The sequence below is a fragment of the Aeromonas sp. 95A genome, assembly GCF_051919235.1.
GTDB classification, from domain to species: Bacteria; Pseudomonadota; Gammaproteobacteria; order Enterobacterales; family Aeromonadaceae; genus Aeromonas; species Aeromonas veronii.
This window is the reverse complement of the sequence record NZ_JBQBFC010000001.1, coordinates 3,071,359-3,088,896: the sequence shown is the minus strand read 5'-3', so window position 1 is coordinate 3,088,896 and position 17,538 is coordinate 3,071,359. Positions and strand designations below refer to the sequence as shown.

Here is a 17,538-nt window from a genome sequence, read left to right as displayed (position 1 = left end):
GAGTTTTTACTCGGCTTTGATGACAAGGATTGGGATCAGAGAATGAAACAGATGCTCAAGAAGATGGCGCTCAGTGGCATTGCCAACCTGTTTGCCGAGAAGATGCCCTTCAACAAACTGATCGGCATGCAGGTGACCCACTACGACTTTGACAAGGTGGAGCTGCGTATCAAGATGGACGAGAAGCTGATCGGCAACCCTTTCCACAACATCCTGCACGGCGGCGTCACCGCCACGCTGCTCGATGTAGCGGGCGGCATGATCGTCGCCGCATCCTGCATCGACGAGCTGGAGGAGTTCTCCCCCAGTTATCTCAAGGAGCGCTTCGCCCGCCTCGGCACCATAGACCTGCGGGTGGATTACCTACGTCCGGGGCGCGGCAACGAGTTTATCGCCACCGCCCACATCATCCGGGCTGGCAGCAAGGTCGCCGTCGCCCGGATGGAGCTGCACAACGAAGAGGGCACCCACATCGCCTTCGGCACCGGTACCTATCTGGTGGGTTGAACCAAGTTAGTGCATAAAAACCACGCGGCTAATCCACTTTTAATCATTAGATTCCTTACCCCCTCTGGCCGAACAAGGTCCATACTGATAGTCGGGATTGTGTGCAGAGGGAGGATTGCAGGCGATGAGTGCGAAACTGGCCATCAAACCATCCAGAGCCTTGTTGACACAGCTCGAGTCCATGCTCGACGAGGTGCAGACACCCGAGTGTCGCCACTGGTTGGAACAGGAGCTTGAGGGGTATTCTCTCTCCTCACCCCTGCCTTGGTATCGCATCGTTCCCTGTCGGCAACGCGGTCACTTTCTGGATCTGAAAACGGGAAAATATTTGACCTGTCATATCAACAGTCAAACGCTATGCCAACGCGATCTGGCCCAAATTCAGTTCATTTATGCCCGTGAACCCGCCGCCCACTATTTGCTGCAACGCAATTCCGGTATTGAACCCTGGCCAGAACAGCTGCTGGAAGATTATCAGGAGCAGTTGATCCCCGGCCATTTATGCCTGCAAGCCTGGCATGAGCCCGTGATTTCATTACGTGCACAACTGATGGAGGGAATAGAACATTTCATTAGTGAGTACCCCAAGCACGCGGCCTTGCTGCCTCAACACAGTTTCAAGGCTTTGCGGCATCAGCACTGGCATATCTGAGTAAGCGCCTGGCGCGCAAGGAGGGCACCATAGACAAGACCCATAGCGAGATTGCCACAATCTAGAGTGCCGGAGTCAGGACCAGACTCCACCGATGGGCCACCGAGCGGTGGCCCTTTTAATGTCTGTGGTCTTGCTTCGACCCTGCATACTGCAAGTCAGATCACTTGGCCAGGTAACAGGTCAGCAGCTAAAGAAAATCGGGAAAACAGGAAGGATAAATGCAAAAAGGCCGCTCTATTGAGCGGCCTTTTCAAATTTGGTCGGTGTGAGAGGATTCGAACCTCCGACCCCTTCGTCCCGAACGAAGTGCGCTACCAAGCTGCGCTACACACCGATGTCTGCGGGACGGGAATTTACCGAAAGCCCAGACCCGACACAAGCCTTTTTTGCATTTGGCAGGAAAAAAAGTGCCGTTCGCTCAACTATTCAGCACTCTTTTCATCCGTTTACCGGGCTGCAGCCAGCTGGTGACATTCCGGTAACCGGCTGTCAGGCCAGGTGTAGGGATGCCGGTCCCAGCAGACGGCGCTGCCAGTCAGCCACAGTGCCATGCTCCAGCCAGTCGGCTGCATGCTGGCGCCAGTTGGGGGAAAGGGCCGGATTCTCCAGCAACATCAGCAGATCCGCTTCATTGCGCACCTGATTGAACAGGATATCCGCCGTGCGCTTCACCGTCAGTTCGGGATAGGGTCTGTCTACCAGCTCCATGGCTGACTCCGGCGACACCATCCCCTCCTCCAGCACCCGCAGCAGCCAGCCACAACGGCCATTCAGTTGTATTACCTGCGACATCTGGCCATAGCCAAAGCGCTGGTTGAGCTTGAAACAGGGGGATCTCGGCTGGCTGATCTGGATCAGCGCCTCGCCGAGTCGATAGACATCGCCAATGCAGGCTTGCACCTCGGTCAGCCCGATACCGGAGAGGTTCTCGCCAAAGGCGGCAGGTTGCCAAGGTGTACGTGGCGCAGGCAAGCCCAGTGCGATTTGCCAGGTCTGCCACCAGAGATAGTGATCGGCAGGATAGTAGTGGAGCGCCCGATCCGGGCCACCGTGGTGGCGCAGGTCACACTGTTCATCCCCTTCCAGACCGGCAAAGGTACAGCGAACTGGTGCAGAGATCGGTTGCTTGTGAATGGCGCTGGTGAGGCCGGGCACCAGCTCGGTGCCACGACCGCTAAAAAGGGAGATCCGCATACTCATCCTCCAGGTTGACGAAAGTAGGCGGATCTTATCATGGCGTCAGACGACGGCCTGCATCTGGGTGGTCATGGCGATCTCGGCACGACGGCGCTTCTCCGCCCTGGCCATCAGATACCAGCTGCCGAAGGTAAAGAGCGATACCGACAACAGGATCAGGCTGGCCACCGCGTTGATCTCGGGTTTAACCCCGAGCCGCACCGCCGAGAAGACCTCCATCGGCAAGGTGGTGGAGCCCGGGCCGGAGACGAAGCTCGCCAGCACCAGATCATCCAGCGACAGGGCGAACGACATCATGCCGCCTGCCGCCAGCGAGGGGGCGATCATCGGGATGGTGATCAGGAAGAACACCTTCCACGGCTTGGCGCCGAGATCCATTGCCGCCTCCTCGATAGAGAGATCCAGCTCCCGCAACCGCGCCGACACCACGATCGCCACGTAGGCGGTACAGAAGGTGGTGTGGGCAATCCAGATGGTCAGCATGCCCCGCTCGGCGGGCCAGCCCACCAGCTGGGCCATGGCCACGAACAGCAGCAGCAGCGACAGACCGGTGATCACCTCAGGCATCACCAGCGGCGCCGTCACCATGCCACCGAACAGGGTGCGACCACGGAAGTGGGGAATTCGGGTCAGCACGAAGGCTGCCACCGTCCCCAGCGCCACCGCGGCGATCGCGGTGTAGAAGGCGATCTCCAGCGAGCGGAACACAGACCCGATCAGCTGCTTGTTGTCGAGCAGGCCGAAGTACCACTTGAGCGACCAGCCACCCCACACCGTCACCAGCTTGGAGGCGTTGAAGGAGTAGATCACCATGATGATCATGGGCAGGTAGATAAACAGCAGCCCCAGCCAGAGCATCAGTTTGGCAAAACCGAAACGTCTCATCATGCCTTGCCCTCCAGCTCTTTGGCCTGGTTACGGTTGAAGAGGATGATCGGAATGATCAGCACCGCCAGCATCACTACCGCCAGCGCAGAGGCAACCGGCCAGTCGCGGTTGTTGAAGAACTCCTGCCACAGCACCTTGCCGATCATCAGGGTCTCCGGGCCGCCCAGCATTTCCGGAATAACGAACTCCCCTACCACCGGAATGAACACCAGCATGCAGCCGGCGATAATGCCGTTTTTGGAAAGCGGCACCGTGATCTGCCAGAAACGGGTCAGGTTGCGGGCCCCCAGGTCGGAGGCGGCCTCCAGCAGGCTCTGATCGTGTTTGACCAGATTGGCATAGAGCGGCAGCACCATGAAGGGCAGGTAGGAGTAAACAATGCCGATATAGACCGCCAGGTTGGTGTTGAGGATCTGTAGCGGTTCGTCGATCACCCCGATCCCCAGCAAAACGCTGTTGAGCAGGCCGTTGTTACTGAGGATCCCCATCCATGCGTAGACCCGGATCAGAATGGCGGTCCAAGTCGGCATCATGATCAGCAGCAGCAGAACGGTCTGGGTCTCCTTGTTGGCCCGAGCGATGGAGTAGGCCATCGGATAGCCAATCAGCAGGCAGAGCAAAGTGCTGACGAAGGCCATCTTGAGGGAGCCCAGATAGGCCGCGATATAGAGCTCATCCTCCTGCAGCAGCAGGTAGTTGCCCATATTGAGCAGTATGGTGAGCTGATTGTCGGCCCAGCTCACCACGTCGGTGTAGGGCGGGATCGCCACATCCGCTTCCGCAAAACTGATCTTCACCACGATGACGAAGGGCAGCAGGAAGAAGAGGAACAGCCAGAAGAAGGGGATGCCGATCACCAGCCGGCGCCCGCCGACCCGCTTCAGTCGTTGCAAGAACTTCATGATTGCAGCACCACGCCGCTGTCATCTTCCCAGTAGAGGAACACCTGGTCATCCCAGGTTGGCCGCTTGCCGTGGCGTTCGGCATTGGCGATGAAAGCCTGAACGATTTTGCCCGAGGGCAGCTGGATGTGATAAACCGAGTGACCGCCCAGATAAGCGATGTCATAGACCTCACCCTTGGTCCAGTTGAAGTCCGGGTGCTCGATCTCCTCCGGTTTTTGCAGACTCATCAGCAGTTTTTCCGGCCGCAGGGCGTAGGTCACCTTCTTGTTCTCGGCGCGGGAGCTGATGCCGTGGCCCACATAGATGGGCTGCTCCAGATCGGCGCAGGCGATGGTGGCGTGGTCCTGCTCATCCTCCACCAGCAGGCCGTCAAACAGGTTGACGTTGCCGATGAACTCGCACACCAGCCGACTGGCCGGAGTCTCGTAGATATCCATCGGGCTGCCGATCTGCTCGATGCAGCCGAGGTGCATGATGGCGATCCGCTCCGCCATGGTCATGGCCTCTTCCTGATCGTGGGTCACCATGACGCAGGTAACCCCGACCCGCTCGATGATCTCAACCAGCTCCAGCTGCATCTTGGAACGCAGCTTCTTGTCGAGCGCCCCCATGGGTTCATCCAGCAGCAACAGTTTGGGACGCTTGGCCAGGGAACGAGCCAACGCCACCCGCTGACGCTGGCCACCGGAAAGCTGATGTGGTTTGCGACGGGCATACTGGGTCATCTGCACAAGCTTGAGCATCTCCTCCACCCGGGCATCGATCTCGGCCTTGGGCAGGCCATCCTGCTTGAGGCCAAAGGCGATGTTCTGGGCCACCGTCATATGGGGGAACAGGGCGTAGGACTGGAACATCATGTTGATGGGGCGTTCATAGGGGGGCATGTCGGTGATGTCGACCCCGTCGAGGAACAGCCGCCCCTCGGTCGGGCGCTCGAAACCGGCCAGCATCCGCAGCAGGGTCGATTTGCCGGACCCGGACCCGCCGAGCAGGGCGAAAATCTCCCCCTTGTGAATATTGAGAGATACGTTATCGACCGCCAGCGTTTCGTCGAACTGCTTGCTTACCCGATCAATTTTCACCAGCACTTCTTTGCGCTGCTGACTGCCCTCGAGGGCTTTCTTGTAGGCACTGGAGGCTATCGCCATTACCAAACTCCCCAACGTGATACCAGCCTTGCGGCCGATTCATAAAAGCGATTTGGCGCCCCCGAACGGGCACCAAGGTTAGGTACCGGACTTGATCTTGGTCCAACTCCGGGTGATTAGACGCTGTACCGAGCGGGGATGTGCTTCCTGCACATAGAGTCGCTCCAGCACGGCCTGAGGGGGATAAACCTCCTCATTGTTGCGCACCGCCTCATCCATAAACTCGCCCGCCCTTGAGTTGGGATTCGCGTAGCCCACATAGTCGCTGACCTTGGCGATCACTTCGGGCTGCAGGACGTAGTTGATGAGGGCGTGCGCCTCTTTGACATTGGTGGCATCGGACGGGATCGCCATCATGTCGAACCAGAGATTGCCCCCCTCTTTCGGAATGCTGTAGGCAATTTTCACCCCCTTGCCAGCTTCATCGGCGCGAGCAGCGGCTTGCAGGATGTCGCCGGAAAAACCGGCCGCCACGCAGATGTCGCCATTGGCGAGATCGCCGATGTATTTGGAGGAGTGGAAGTAGGCCACATAGGGCCGCACCTTGAGCAACAGCGCCTCGGCCTGCTTGATATCCCCCGTCGCATGACTGTTGGGATCGAGCCCGAGGTAGTTGAGGGCAGCAGGGATCATCTCGTCGGCAGAGTCGAGGAAGGCGACGCCGCAGCGAGAGAGTTTCGCCATGTTTTCCGGTTCGAAGATGGTGGCCCAGGAGTCAATCTTGTCGACCCCCAGCACCGCCTTGATTTTGTCGACGTTGTAGCCGATGCCGTTGGTCCCCCACAGATAGGGCACCGCGTACTGATGACCCGGATCCACCTTGTCGAGCTGCTTGAGCAGCAAGGGATCCAGGTTGGCCAGATTGGGCAGCAGGGATTTATCCAGTTTCTGGAAGGCTCCCGCCTTGATCTGCTTGGCCAGGAAATTATTGGAGGGCACCACCAAATCGTAACCGGTCCGCCCCGTCAGCAACTTGCCTTCCAGGGTCTCGTTGGAGTCAAACACGTCATAGACGGTCTTGATGCCGGTCGCCTGCTGGAAATCGCTGAGGGTGGTCTCACCGATATAGTCAGACCAGTTGTAGAAGTGCAGCACAGGGGCAGCCTGGGCCACATTCGCCAATCCCATGGTCAGCGCTATGGTTAGCAATCTGGTTGTATTCACGGTGTCAGTTCTCCTGTTTCAGTGGTTGACCGTCTGCGCATCCATTCGCGCGGCCCATCCGGATGGATGGCATCACTACCCTCCCGGCCGAACTGCGGACCGGGAGGGGCATTCGTTACTTACTTGCCGGACTTGATCTTGGTCCAGCTGCGGGTCATCAGACGCTGCACCTTGGCCGGCAGATCCGGGAAGGTGTAGATCTTCTGCAGGGTCGCCGCATCAGGGTAGATACCCGGATCGGTGCGGATCGCCTCATCCACCAGCGGGGTCGCCGCCTTGTTGCCGTTCGGGAACTGCACCACGTTGGTGATATTGGCGATCACCTCAGGCTTCATCAGGTAGTTGATGAAGGTGTGGGCCGCCTCGACGTTCTTGGCATCCGCCGGAATGGCGATCATGTCAAAGAAGCTGCCTGCCCCCTCTTTCGGAATGGTGTAGGTGAGCGCGACGCCATTCTTGGCCTCGGCTGCCCGCGCCTTGGACTGCTGCAAGTCACCGGAGTAACCGACCGCGACGCAGAGGTTGCCGTTGGCCAGATCCGAGATGTACTTGGAGGAGTGGAAATAGGCGGTATAGGGACGGATGGAGAGGAACAGCTCCTCAGCCTTCTTCAGCTCGGCCGGTTTCTGGCTATCCGGTTTGAAGCCCAGATATTGCAGGGCAGCCGGCAGCATTTCGGTCGGTGAATCGAGGAAGGAGACGCCACACTCTTTCAACTTGGCCATGTTCTCCGGCTTGAACACCAGATCCCAGGAGTTGACCGGGGCATCGGCCCCCAGCACGGCTTTCACCTTCTCGGCGTTGTAGGCATAGCCGATGGTGCCCCACAGATAGGGGATGGAGTACTGGTTGCCCGGATCGCTCGGCTCGAGCGCCTTGAGCAGGTCGACATCCATGTTTTGCCAGTTGGAGAGCTTGGACTTGTCCAGTTTCTGGAACACGCCCGCCTTGATCTGCTTGGCCAGGAAGGGGTTGGATGGCACCACGATGTCGTAGCCCGAACTACCCGCCAGCAACTTGGCTTCCAGTACCTCGTTACTGTCGAACACGTCATAAACCACCTTGATCCCCGTCTCCTTCTGGAAGTTATCCAGGGTATCCGGCGCTATGTAGTCGCTCCAGTTGTAGACGTGCAGCACCTTCTCTTCAGCCATTGCTCCGGCACTTGCCATGACCAGAGCCACAGAGGCAGCGATCACTCCTGTTTTGAAAGACATCATCCTTGTCTCCTAAGCAAATTGTATGCGCATGCCAACCTGCCCGACCCGCCTCAACCCTTCAGCTTTGCGGCTGTCAGATCCAGACTGCGCCTGGCCAGATCGACCAATTCATCAACCTGTTCCTCGGTGATGACCAAGGGGGGCGATATGATCATGGTATCGCCTACCGCCCTCATCACCAAGCCATTGTTAAAGCAGAACTCCCGGCAAGTCATCCCCGCATTTGCCTGAGCCGGGAAACGCCGGTTGGTCTGCTTGTCCTCAACGATTTCCAGCGCGGCGACCAATCCTTTGCCACGGGTTTCTCCCACCAGCGGATGATCGGCCAGCTCCGCCCAGCGGCGCTGCAAATAGGGGCCGATAGTATCATGCACTCGCTTAACTATGCTCTCTTTCTGCATAAGCTGGATATTGGCCACCGCCACGGCGCAGGAGACCGGATGACCCGAGTAGGTGAAGCCGTGGTTGAACTCGCCCCCCTCCTCCACCAGCCCCTTGGCAACCCGGTCACTGACCATCACAGCGCCGAGCGGCAGATAACCGGAGGTGATCCCCTTGGCCAGACACATCAGGTCCGGCTTGATGCCAAACCCTTCGCTGGCAAACCAGTGGCCGGTACGGCCAAAGCCGCAGATCACCTCGTCGGCGATCAGCAGGATGCCGTAGTGATCGCAGATGCGCTGGATCTCCGGCCAGTAGCTGTCAGGCGGAATGATGACGCCGCCCGCCCCCTGGATCGGCTCGCCGATAAAGGCAGCCACCTTGTCCACCCCCAGCTCCAGAATCTTCTGCTCCAGCTGACGGGCCCGCTCCAGCCCGAACTCGTGGGCACTCATCCCCTGCCCCTCACCGAAGTGGTAGGGCTGATCGATGTGCACTATGCCGGGAATGGGCAGACCACCCTGGGCATGCATCCCCTTCATGCCACCCAGACTCGCCCCCGCCACGGTGGAGCCGTGATAGGCGTTGTGGCGGCTGATGATCACCTGTTTGTCAGGCTGACCCTTGCTGGCCCAGTAGTGGCGCACCATCCGCAGCACGGTGTCGTTGCACTCGGAGCCGGAGCCGGTGAAGAAGACGTGGTTGAGATGGGCTGGCGTCACCTCGGCCAGCAGGGTCGCCAGCTCGATCACCGGCGGGTGAGCGGTCTGGAAGAAGAGGTTGTAGTAGGGCAACTGCTGCATCTGACGGGTAGCGGCATCCACCAGCTCCTGGCGGCCATAGCCCATATTGACGCACCACAGGCCCGCCATGCCGTCGAGAATGCGTTTTCCCTCAGAGTCTTCCAGATAGACGCCGCTGGCTTTGGTAATGATGCGCGAACCCTTCTTGTTCAGGGCCTGAAAGTCGGTAAAGGGGTGCAGGTGGTGGCTGGCATCCAGTTGTTGCCACTCACGGGTTGTCTGCTGCATTTGTTGCTCCTCGGTTCCTTCGATTTAGCAAGATTCAGTCGTCAAATAGTCAGGTGGGTAGTCAGGCGGGCTTGCATGCTCGCAGCCACAACCACTCACAGGTGGCTGCCGCCACCTGACTCGCGTTCCGGTCTCTTCGATACAGGGATCGGGGAGACCGACTCCGGCCTCCCCGTTACAGGGGGATCAGACGTTCAGCAGCAGGAACTCCCGCTCCCAGCGACTGATCACCCCAAAGTAGGTCTCGTACTCTTTGCGTTTGACCGCGACGAAGGCGCGGGTGAAGCGCTCGCCCAGCATCTCCTTGATGGGCTCGCACTGTTCGAGATGGCTGAGTGCCTCCTCCAGCGAGCGGGGCAGGCTGTAGGGCAGGTCATAGGCGCTCGACTTCATCTCCGGCAGCGGCTCCAGCTTCTCCATCATGCCGAGATAGCCACAGGCCAGAGTGGCGGCCAGCGCCAGATAGGGGTTGGCATCGGCACCGGCGAAGCGGTTCTCCACCCGCCGAGCGCTCGGGTCGGAGAAGGGCACCCGCAGGCCGCAGGTGCGGTTCTCTACGCCCCACTGGACGTTGCGCGGCGCGCTCTCGCCAAAGGTGAGGCGGCGGTAGGAGTTGACGTTGGGGGCCAGCAGGGCAGTCACCGCCGGGGTGTATTTCTGCAGACCGGCGATGAAGTGCATGAACTGTTCGCTGTTGCCGCCGTTCGGAGTGCCGAACAGGTTGTGGCCGTTCACATCTTCCAGACTCTGGTGGATGTGCATGGCCGACCCCGGTTCGTCGCTCATCGGCTTGGCCATAAAGGTGGCATAGATGCCGTGGCGGTGAGCGGCCTCACGCATGGTACGCTTGAACAGGAACACCTGATCCGCCAGATCGATGGCATCACCATGCAGGAAGTTGATCTCCATCTGGGCGGCGCCCGACTCGTGGATCAGGGTGTCCACTTCCAGTTCCTGCGCCTCACAGTAGTCATACATGTCTTCAAAGATGGGGTCGAACTCGTTGACCGCATCGATGCTGAACGACTGACGGGCGGTCTCCGGGCGGCCGTTGCGACCGACCGGCGGCACCAGCGGATAGTCGGGGTCTTCGTTGCGGGTGACTAGATAGAATTCCAGCTCGGGCGCCACCACCGGCTTCCAGCCCTGCTTCTCGTAAAATGACAGAACCCGACGCAGCACGGAGCGCGGCGCGATGTCGATCAGCTTGCCGTTGACGTCGAAACAGTCGTGGATCACCTGGGCAGTGGGCTCCAGCGCCCAGGGGACAAAACGGATGGTGTTGGGGTCGGGATAGAGCTGCATGTCCCGCTCCAGCGGGTCGATCATGCTGTCGTCATCCGGATATTCGCCGGTCACCGTCTGGGTGAAAATCACCTCGGGCAGACGCATGCCCCCTTCACGCAAAAACTTGTTGGCTGGGATGATCTTGCCCCGGGCGTTGCCGGTGAAATCCGGGAACAGGCACTCCACCTCCGTGATGCGATTGCTCTCCATCCAGCCTTTGATACTGTCCATGTTAAACCCCGACTTTACGGTTGCCATTGGCAAGGGTGTCTAATATATGGAACACCCTTGTTATAAAATTGTAATCAACATCACCATAAAAGCCCGCCATCAAGGGCAATGTCAAGCGGGTGTGTTTAAAAAACTATAAATAACGGCGCATATAATGACCAAGGCGGCACCAAATACTAAACACTCAAATCCGTACGAAGCCCCCCCCTCTCATCGTTGCAAAGGCGATGCCAACAGAGGGTGAAGCAGGCGCCAGATCCCGACCAATCCCCCGCAGGAACGGACCATTTTTTTGCAAGGGCGCACAATCCTTATCCTATTTGCTTTGCTTGGCTGCATTTTTTTGGTACAAGGCCCGCCCTGATTTGCACTCTCTTGCATGAAACAGGTGCAAATCGGGATACAAGGGCTTGGTCTGTAGGCAGACAGCCCCCATAAACAGGGATAATTGGGTTAGTAAACTGACTGGTAGTTAATCGTATGTGTGATTTCATGACTGAAGACCAACTGGCCTTTTACAAGGGGCAGATCGAGCGACAGATCGTCGAGCTCGAAGAGCGCCTGAACTCCCAGGCCAGCCAGGCCATCGCCACCGACACCAACGAGATGGCTGATGAAATTGACCGTGCCAGTATCGAGGAAGCCCGCCGTCTGGAGCTGAACCGCATCGAGCACGACAAGCTGCACCTGCGCAAGCTGCGGGGCGCATTGAAGCGCATCAGCGAAGGGGATTTTGGTTACTGCGAATCTTGCGGTGACGAGATCTCCCTCAAGCGGCTGCATGCCCGTCCGGAATCCCGTTTCTGCGTCGAATGCCAGAGCACCAAGGAATTTAACGATACCCACGTGTTCCGTCGCGTCGCCTGATTCTTCGAAGAACCGTCACCATTCTGGTGCAACAGACGCCAGCAAGGCAGGGCCCCGCGCTCAAACCTTGCACAACGCCTCGCAGCAAGATGATGACAAGTTCTGTTAGACTCCGGACACCTTCCGGAATCTACAGGAGAACAGAGAGTGAAATGGCTCATCAAGCTGTGTTTGTGCCTGCCACTGCTGGCACAAGCACAGGTTCTGACGGTCAAGGTCCCCAGCCGTCCCGTCAACAATCTTGACCAGGAGTACCAGTACAAGCTGCTGGAACTGGCCCTAACCCGCTCCGGGCAACCCTTTCGCATCCAGCCTGTCGAACTCGACCTCAACCAGTTCACCCTCCAGCAGCAGCTGAGCAAGGGCAAGACCATCAACGTCTTCTGGATGGGCACCTCCAGCGAGCTCGAATCCTCCCTGATTGCCGTCCCCATTCCGCTGTTTCGCGGGCTGGAAGGATTGCGGCTGTCGTTCATCCACGCGGATGCTCAGGAGAAGTTCAACCAGATCAATAACCTGGCCGACCTCAAACAGCTGAAGGCAGCGCAAGGGGTCGGTTGGGCCGATAACAAAATTCTGGAAAATGCGGGTATCCCGACCTTATCCGGCCGATACAGCAGCCTGTTTCGCCTTATCAACGACGGCGACAAGATCGACTTCTTCCCGCGCGCCCTAGTGGAAATCTTCGCCGAGCGCAGCGAGCTGGTGGCGCAGTATCCCAACCTCGCCATCGAGCAGCATCTGCTGATCCGCTACCCCTTTGCCCAGTTCTTCTTCGTCAGCCCCGAATACCCCAAGCTGGCCAAGGCGATTCAGACCGGGCTGGAGCGGGCCTATGCCGATGGCAGCTTTATGAAGTTCTTCAATGACAACCCCAAGATCCGCGAAGCGCTCGCCAGCGCCAACCTCGATCAGCGGGTCACCATCGCCCTGCCCAATCCGGATATGACCCCGTTGCTAAAATCCATTCCGGCCCAATATTGGGAGTATCCACCGCAGGGATAATCATCCCGAGCGCCTGACCATGAGGGTCGGGCAGCGAGAACACAGTGCGCCAGGGAGGTGCCTTGAAGGGAATCCAGGAGTGGTTTGCGCAGTACGGCCAGAGCCATCGCCATCCGACAAACATCGCCATCCACAAACTGGCGGTGCCGGGCATCTATCTCTGCTCGCTGGCGCTGCTCTGGTGTCTGCCACACGGGCCCTTGCCAGAGCCCCTCAACTGGGCGGCAGTGGCAGCCATTCCGGTGCTGCTGTTCTATCTGCAGCTGTCGTTTTCGCTGTTCGCGGGGATGGCGGTGCTGACCGCACTGGGACTGTGGATCTGCCACCAATGGCAGGGGCCGCTGTTGTGGCCCTCGGTGGCGGCGTTCGTGCTGCTCTGGATAGCCCAGTTTGTCGGCCACAAGATCGAGGGCAAGCGCCCCTCCTTCCTCGCCGACCTGCAATTTCTGCTGATAGGCCCCGCCTGGGTGCTTGCCAGCCTCTATCGTCGCCTGGGCATTCCCTATTGAGGAGTGCCGGGCCAACAGGAGAGACCATGACACATAACCACACGCGACATAATGCCCTGCGCCGCGCCCTGCCCCTGCTGCTGGGGGCCTTGTTTGCTGGCCCGGCGCTGGCCGACAAGGCCGACCCGGTCGGTGAAGTAAGCACCGCCTTCAAGCTGTTTGGCCCCAACCACAAGATCCTGGTGGAGGCGTTCGACGACCCACGCATCGACGGCGTCGCTTGCTATCTGGCGCGCCCCAAGACAGGTGGAGTCAAAGGCGGGCTGGGACTGGCGGAAGATCCCTCCCACGCCTCCCTGTCGTGCCACCAGATCGGCCCCATCACCCTGCCCGAAAAGCTGAAGGCGGGGGAAGAGGTGTTCGATGTCAGCACCTCGCTGGTGTTCAAGGAGCAGAAAGTGGTGCGTTTTTACGACAAGAAACGCAATGCACTGGTTTACCTGACCTACAGCACCAAACTGGTGGATGGTTCGTACAAGAGTGCGGTCAGCGCCGTTCCCATTATGCCGTGGGGACAATAACCAGCCGGTTTGTCCGGTGATAGCTGACCCATTTTGTTGTAATTTGACGACACACACGCTGCGGAGCACATACCATGAAAGTCGCCGTATTCAGTACCAAGAGCTATGACAAAGAGCATTTCAACCAGGCCAACAACCAGTACGGCTTCGACCTGGAGTTTTTCGATGTGCGGCTGGAGGCCAAAACGGCCCGACTGGCTCACGGCTTCCCGGTGGTGTGTCTGTTCGTCAATGACGATGCCGACCGCGAGGTATTGACCGAACTGGCTGCCAACGGCACCCAGGTGATTGCCCTGCGCTGCGCCGGTTACAACAACGTGGATCTGGCCGCTGCCAAAGAGCTGGGGCTGAAAGTGGTGCGAGTGCCCGCCTACTCCCCCGAGGCGACCGCAGAACACGCCGTCGGCATGATGATGTGCCTCAACCGCCGCATCCATAAGGCTTATCAGCGCACCCGCGACGCCAACTTCTCGCTGGAAGGGCTGGTCGGCTTCAACATGCATGGCAAGACCATTGGCGTCATCGGCACCGGCAAGATCGGTCTGGCCGCCCTGCGCATCCTCAAGGGGTTCGGGGTTCGCCTGCTGGTCAACGATCCTTACCAGAATCCGGCAGCCATCGAGCTGGGAGCCGAGTACGTGGATCTCGATACCCTGTTCCGCCAATCCGACATCATCAGCCTGCACTGCCCGCTGTTCAAAGAGAACTACCACCTGTTGAACAAGGAGGCGTTCGCCAAGATGAAGGACGGGGTGATGATCATCAACACCAGCCGTGGTGGCCTGCTCGACTCCAACGCCGCCATCGAGGCACTCAAAACCTCCCGTATCGGTGCGCTGGGGCTGGACGTCTACGAAGAGGAAGAGGATCTCTTCTTCTCCGACAAGTCCAACGAGGTGATCACCGATGACGTGTTCCGCCGTCTGTCCGCCTGCCACAACGTGCTGTTCACCGGCCATCAGGCATTCCTGACCCGCGAGGCACTGCACGCCATCGCCGATACCACCCTCGGCAATATCCGCGCCATCGAGAGCCAGGGCCGCTGCGACAACGAAGTGGAATAGGGGCTCGCCCTCTCTTCGTCACGCGCCGGGTTGTGAGACCCGGCGCCTTCGGGTAGGCTAGCCCCCCTTTTTTATTCAGGAGTCTGGCGCCCATGTTTATCGGATTTGATTACGGCACCTCCAACTGTGCCGTAGCCGTGATGGAACAAGGTAGCCCCAGGCTGCTGAATCTTGGTGCATCCCGCTACCTCCCCTCCACCCTGCATGCCCCCCACCGGGATGCTATCGCCGGTCTGTTGGCCGAAGGGCTGGCCCCCGCCCAGCAGGCGGAGTACCTCAAGCTGCGTGGCCCCGTGGTCACCCGCGCCCAGATGGTTCGTCGCCAGATGCGCGAAGAGGGACTGATCGACGAGCTGAGCTTTGGCGGCGCTGCACTGGAGCGCTATCTGGAAGAGCCGGACGACGGCTACTACATCAAGTCGCCGAAATCCTTCCTCGGCGCCTATGGCCTCAAGGCTCCCCAGATCGCCCTGTTTGAAGACATCGTCTGCGCCATGATGCTCCATGTCCGCCAGCAGGCGGAGCAGCAGCTCGGTGCCCCGATCCGCCAGGCGGTGATCGGCCGTCCGGTCAACTTCCAGGGGCTGGCAGGGGAAGAGAGCAACCAGCAAGCTATCGCTATCCTGACCGAGGCGGCCCGTCTGGCCGGTTTCGAAAAGGTGGAGTTCCTCTATGAACCGGTGGCGGCCGGGTTTGAATTCGAGGCGCGCCTCACCGAAGACGCCGTGGTACTGGTGGTGGATATCGGCGGCGGTACCACCGACTGCTCCATGCTGCGGATGGGCCCCAGCTACCGCGATCAGCTGGATCGCAGCGGCGATCTGCTCGGCCACAGCGGCCAGAGGATCGGCGGCAACGACTTCGACATCCGCCTGACGGTGGAGGGGATGATGCCGCTGCTCGGCATGCACGAGACCCTCAAGACCGGCAAGCCGCTGCCCCACCCGCTGTTCTGGGATGCGGCCGCCATCAACGACGTCAGCGCCCAGAGCCGCTTCTACAGCCTCGACACCGCCCGCCAGCTGCAGGATCTGCAGCTCGACAGCCAGCCCGGCAGCAAGCTGGGGCGTCTGGCCAACCTGCGGGCACACAAGCTGAGCCACCAGCTGGTATGGCGTGCCGAGCAGGGCAAGATCGCCCTCTCGGAGCAGGAACTCAATCGCCAGTCGCTGGCCGAGCTGGAAAAAGGGCTGGAAGCCGAACTGACCCGCGAACAGCTGGCCAACGCCTCCGCCCTGCTGCTGGAGAAGATTGGCGAGCTGATGGACGAAGCGATTGCCGCCGCCGGTGTGCAGCCGGATCGCATCTTCGTCACCGGTGGTAGCGCCCGCTCGCCGCTGATCGCCAGCTTTATCCGCCAGAAGCTCCCCTCCATCCCGCTTGAGGGTGGCGATGACTTCGGCTCGGTGGCTGCGGGTCTTGCCCGTTATGCCGAGCGGCTGTTCGCCAACTGAGCCCTGAGATAGCGTAAATCGATGGCAACATCACCCGTGTGTTGCCATTAAGCGACAGTCGTGCGGGACAAGGGGCGACAGAAGCGGTCGGTCGTCCCCTCTCCCGCCCTGCTCCCGACTGCCCAAAAAGGGTATTCTTGACGCTCCCCCAACCGGAGCCCCCTCATGCCCAGATTGCCCTTTTTGCTGATCCCCCTGTTACTGCTCGCTGGCTGCAGCTCGACCGCCTTTGTTCAGCAAGATCTGCAACACCACCACTGGGTACTGAGCAAACTGGATGACCAGCCGATCAAGGCCCCCCGCGACAATCCCCCCGACTTCGAGATCGGCGAGCACTTCACCGTCAACGGCATCGCCGCTGCAACCGCTACTTCGGTCAGGGCCATCTGGAAGATGACAAACTGTGGGTCACCAGTCTGGGCAGCACCGAAATGGCCTGCATGCCGCCGCTCGACACTATCGAACAGGCCGTACTGACCACCCTGACCGAGGGGGCAACCTTGAGCGGCACCAGTCAGAACCTGATCCTGCAGGGCAAACAGCACCGTTTGGAATACACCTTGCGCGACTGGGTGTTCTAGCGCTCACAAAGCCGCATCACAAGCAGGAACATGTTGTCCGGCTGTGGCACAATATGAGGCAGAGTTCGCAACGGAGGCTGCCTCAGCCATGTCGATGGATCGCCTGTTTGACAAGATCAAACAACTCCCCACTATTCCCAAGCTGCTGCACGAGTTGATGCAGAGCTTCAACGACGAGAATGCCCGCATCGACGAGATTGCGGCCAAGATCGCCATGGATCAGGTGATCAGCGTCAAGGTGCTGCGGATGGCCAACTCGGCCGCCCTGCGCCGGGGCAACGAAGTGACTTCTATTGAACAGGCGGTGATCCGGCTCGGCTTCAACCGGCTGCGCTCCGTGGTGGTCGCCTCCGGCATCATCGGCACCTTCAAGGCCCCGCCCAGCTTCGACAAGAACAAGTTCTGGACCGAGACCTTCCAGGTCGCCACCATAGCCAAAACCCTGGCCCAGGAGGCCAAGGTGATGGATCCCGAGACCGCCTTCACCTGCGCCCTGATCCACAACATCGGCGAGCTGCTTATCCAGAGCACCTTGCCGGAAGAGGCCGAGCTCATCAACATGGCGATCCAAAACGGCAGCAGCCGGGTCGAGGCCCAGCGGGAGATGCTGGGCTACGACTATGCCCAGCTTGGTGCCGAGCTGGCGCGGCGCTGGAACCTCTCCGAGGCCTTCGTCGATGCTATCTCCCAACAGCTTGACCCGCTCTCCCACGATCCGGTCAGCAAGGAGGCGGTGCTAATCCGCCTCGCCGTGTTTATCTCCTTCGCCTGGAACGCGGGCGTGCCTGCCCAGGCCATCATCGCCCGCTTCCCCAAACCGCTCGCCGACCAGTTGGGACTGGATCCCAAGTCGCTGGCAGGCCAGCTCGAAACATTGCATGAACAGGGTAATGCCCTCGCCGATCTTCTGACTCAATAAGCAT

17 protein-coding genes, 1 tRNA gene and 1 pseudogene are annotated in these 17,538 nt (G+C 59.6%); 10 read left to right on the top strand and 9 right to left on the bottom strand.

The genetic code is table 11. The features are described from left to right. The first annotated feature begins 42 nt into the window (after nucleotides 1-42). Together ACTG2U_RS13970 and ACTG2U_RS13965 are read left to right on the top strand one after the other, a co-directional pair. A complete protein-coding gene (locus tag ACTG2U_RS13970) occupies nucleotides 43-507 on the top strand; it encodes a thioesterase family protein (RefSeq protein WP_005355465.1) in 465 nt (154 codons plus the stop codon). Between the two features lie 124 nt (nucleotides 508-631). Beyond that, nucleotides 632-1,159, top strand: coding sequence for an AbiTii domain-containing protein (locus tag ACTG2U_RS13965; protein WP_005356927.1), 528 nt, complete (start codon nucleotides 632-634; stop codon nucleotides 1,157-1,159). A 260-nt stretch (nucleotides 1,160-1,419) separates the two neighbouring features. On the opposite strand, the gene ACTG2U_RS13960 is transcribed toward ACTG2U_RS13965, so the two are convergent. The 9 genes from ACTG2U_RS13960 to ACTG2U_RS13920 form a co-directional block, all read right to left on the bottom strand. After that, nucleotides 1,420-1,496, bottom strand: a tRNA-Pro gene (locus ACTG2U_RS13960). A gap of 155 nt (nucleotides 1,497-1,651) precedes the next feature. Continuing rightward, entirely contained in the window at nucleotides 1,652-2,356 is a 705-nt protein-coding gene (locus ACTG2U_RS13955; RefSeq protein WP_439974635.1) for an MOSC domain-containing protein, read from the bottom strand. Between the two features lie 45 nt (nucleotides 2,357-2,401). Continuing rightward, a complete protein-coding gene (locus ACTG2U_RS13950) occupies nucleotides 2,402-3,247 on the bottom strand; it encodes an ABC transporter permease subunit (RefSeq protein WP_005340701.1) in 846 nt (281 codons plus the stop codon). Beyond that, nucleotides 3,244-4,149: an ABC transporter permease subunit gene (locus tag ACTG2U_RS13945; protein ID WP_005340703.1), complete on the bottom strand. Its 906-nt coding sequence runs from the start codon at nucleotides 4,147-4,149 to the stop codon at nucleotides 3,244-3,246. Before ACTG2U_RS13945 ends, ACTG2U_RS13950 begins: the two co-directional genes overlap by 4 nt. After that, nucleotides 4,146-5,300, bottom strand: coding sequence for a polyamine ABC transporter ATP-binding protein (gene potA / locus ACTG2U_RS13940; RefSeq protein ID WP_005340704.1), 1,155 nt, complete (start codon nucleotides 5,298-5,300; stop codon nucleotides 4,146-4,148). Before potA ends, ACTG2U_RS13945 begins: the two co-directional genes overlap by 4 nt. 78 nt (nucleotides 5,301-5,378) lie before the next feature. Next, nucleotides 5,379-6,464, bottom strand: coding sequence for a polyamine ABC transporter substrate-binding protein (locus tag ACTG2U_RS13935; protein WP_335812667.1), 1,086 nt, complete (start codon nucleotides 6,462-6,464; stop codon nucleotides 5,379-5,381). Between the two features lie 119 nt (nucleotides 6,465-6,583). After that, nucleotides 6,584-7,681, bottom strand: a complete 1,098-nt coding sequence (locus ACTG2U_RS13930) for an extracellular solute-binding protein (protein WP_005340709.1) — start codon at nucleotides 7,679-7,681, stop codon at nucleotides 6,584-6,586. 53 nt (nucleotides 7,682-7,734) lie between these two features. Continuing rightward, nucleotides 7,735-9,096, bottom strand: a complete 1,362-nt coding sequence (locus tag ACTG2U_RS13925) for an aspartate aminotransferase family protein (RefSeq protein WP_058056392.1) — start codon at nucleotides 9,094-9,096, stop codon at nucleotides 7,735-7,737. Between the two features lie 186 nt (nucleotides 9,097-9,282). Further along, nucleotides 9,283-10,614, bottom strand: a complete 1,332-nt coding sequence (locus tag ACTG2U_RS13920; RefSeq protein WP_013723370.1) for a glutamine synthetase family protein — start codon at nucleotides 10,612-10,614, stop codon at nucleotides 9,283-9,285. 480 nt (nucleotides 10,615-11,094) lie between these two features. Between ACTG2U_RS13920 and ACTG2U_RS13915 the strand changes: the two genes are divergently transcribed. The 8 genes and pseudogenes from ACTG2U_RS13915 (at nucleotide 11,095) to ACTG2U_RS13880 (ending at nucleotide 17,534) form a co-directional block, all read left to right on the top strand. Next, nucleotides 11,095-11,481 carry a TraR/DksA family transcriptional regulator gene (locus ACTG2U_RS13915; RefSeq protein ID WP_005356952.1) on the top strand — a complete coding sequence of 129 codons (387 nt, stop codon included), beginning with the start codon at nucleotides 11,095-11,097 and terminating at the stop codon, nucleotides 11,479-11,481. 147 nt (nucleotides 11,482-11,628) lie between these two features. After that, nucleotides 11,629-12,486: a hypothetical protein gene (locus ACTG2U_RS13910; RefSeq protein WP_335812666.1), complete on the top strand. Its 858-nt coding sequence runs from the start codon at nucleotides 11,629-11,631 to the stop codon at nucleotides 12,484-12,486. 62 nt (nucleotides 12,487-12,548) lie between these two features. Then, nucleotides 12,549-12,995, top strand: coding sequence for an Mpo1 family 2-hydroxy fatty acid dioxygenase (locus tag ACTG2U_RS13905; protein ID WP_439974634.1), 447 nt, complete (start codon nucleotides 12,549-12,551; stop codon nucleotides 12,993-12,995). A gap of 26 nt (nucleotides 12,996-13,021) precedes the next feature. Continuing rightward, complete coding sequence (locus ACTG2U_RS13900; RefSeq protein ID WP_005355485.1) at nucleotides 13,022-13,516, top strand: CreA family protein; 495 nt, start codon at nucleotides 13,022-13,024, stop codon at nucleotides 13,514-13,516. Between the two features lie 74 nt (nucleotides 13,517-13,590). After that, nucleotides 13,591-14,580 carry a 2-hydroxyacid dehydrogenase gene (locus ACTG2U_RS13895; RefSeq protein WP_439974633.1) on the top strand — a complete coding sequence of 330 codons (990 nt, stop codon included), beginning with the start codon at nucleotides 13,591-13,593 and terminating at the stop codon, nucleotides 14,578-14,580. Nucleotides 14,581-14,672: 92 nt separating this feature from the next. Next, nucleotides 14,673-16,034: a molecular chaperone gene (gene yegD, locus ACTG2U_RS13890; RefSeq protein WP_323969297.1), complete on the top strand. Its 1,362-nt coding sequence runs from the start codon at nucleotides 14,673-14,675 to the stop codon at nucleotides 16,032-16,034. Between the two features lie 165 nt (nucleotides 16,035-16,199). Continuing rightward, nucleotides 16,200-16,615, top strand: a pseudogene (locus ACTG2U_RS13885) (META domain-containing protein). A gap of 88 nt (nucleotides 16,616-16,703) precedes the next feature. Next, nucleotides 16,704-17,534: an HDOD domain-containing protein gene (locus tag ACTG2U_RS13880; RefSeq protein ID WP_005355498.1), complete on the top strand. Its 831-nt coding sequence runs from the start codon at nucleotides 16,704-16,706 to the stop codon at nucleotides 17,532-17,534. Nucleotides 17,535-17,538: the final 4 nt, after the last annotated feature.

Excerpts from the sequence above, each read along its gene's own strand:
- ACTG2U_RS13970 (WP_005355465.1), top strand. The coding sequence starts at position 43 with ATGAAACAGATGCTCAAGAAGATGGCGCTCAGTGGCATTGCCAACCTG.
- ACTG2U_RS13965 (WP_005356927.1), top strand. The coding sequence starts at position 632 with ATGAGTGCGAAACTGGCCATCAAACCATCCAGAGCCTTGTTGACACAG.
- ACTG2U_RS13955 (WP_439974635.1), bottom strand. The coding sequence starts at position 2,356 with ATGCGGATCTCCCTTTTTAGCGGTCGTGGCACCGAGCTGGTGCCCGGC.
- ACTG2U_RS13950 (WP_005340701.1), bottom strand. The coding sequence starts at position 3,247 with ATGATGAGACGTTTCGGTTTTGCCAAACTGATGCTCTGGCTGGGGCTG.
- ACTG2U_RS13945 (WP_005340703.1), bottom strand. The coding sequence starts at position 4,149 with ATGAAGTTCTTGCAACGACTGAAGCGGGTCGGCGGGCGCCGGCTGGTG.
- potA (WP_005340704.1), bottom strand. The coding sequence starts at position 5,300 with ATGGCGATAGCCTCCAGTGCCTACAAGAAAGCCCTCGAGGGCAGTCAG.
- ACTG2U_RS13930 (WP_005340709.1), bottom strand. The coding sequence starts at position 7,681 with ATGTCTTTCAAAACAGGAGTGATCGCTGCCTCTGTGGCTCTGGTCATG.
- ACTG2U_RS13925 (WP_058056392.1), bottom strand. The coding sequence starts at position 9,096 with ATGCAGCAGACAACCCGTGAGTGGCAACAACTGGATGCCAGCCACCAC.
- ACTG2U_RS13920 (WP_013723370.1), bottom strand. The coding sequence starts at position 10,614 with ATGGACAGTATCAAAGGCTGGATGGAGAGCAATCGCATCACGGAGGTG.
- ACTG2U_RS13915 (WP_005356952.1), top strand. The coding sequence starts at position 11,095 with ATGTGTGATTTCATGACTGAAGACCAACTGGCCTTTTACAAGGGGCAG.
- ACTG2U_RS13900 (WP_005355485.1), top strand. The coding sequence starts at position 13,022 with ATGACACATAACCACACGCGACATAATGCCCTGCGCCGCGCCCTGCCC.
- ACTG2U_RS13895 (WP_439974633.1), top strand. The coding sequence starts at position 13,591 with ATGAAAGTCGCCGTATTCAGTACCAAGAGCTATGACAAAGAGCATTTC.
- yegD (WP_323969297.1), top strand. The coding sequence starts at position 14,673 with ATGTTTATCGGATTTGATTACGGCACCTCCAACTGTGCCGTAGCCGTG.
- ACTG2U_RS13880 (WP_005355498.1), top strand. The coding sequence starts at position 16,704 with ATGTCGATGGATCGCCTGTTTGACAAGATCAAACAACTCCCCACTATT.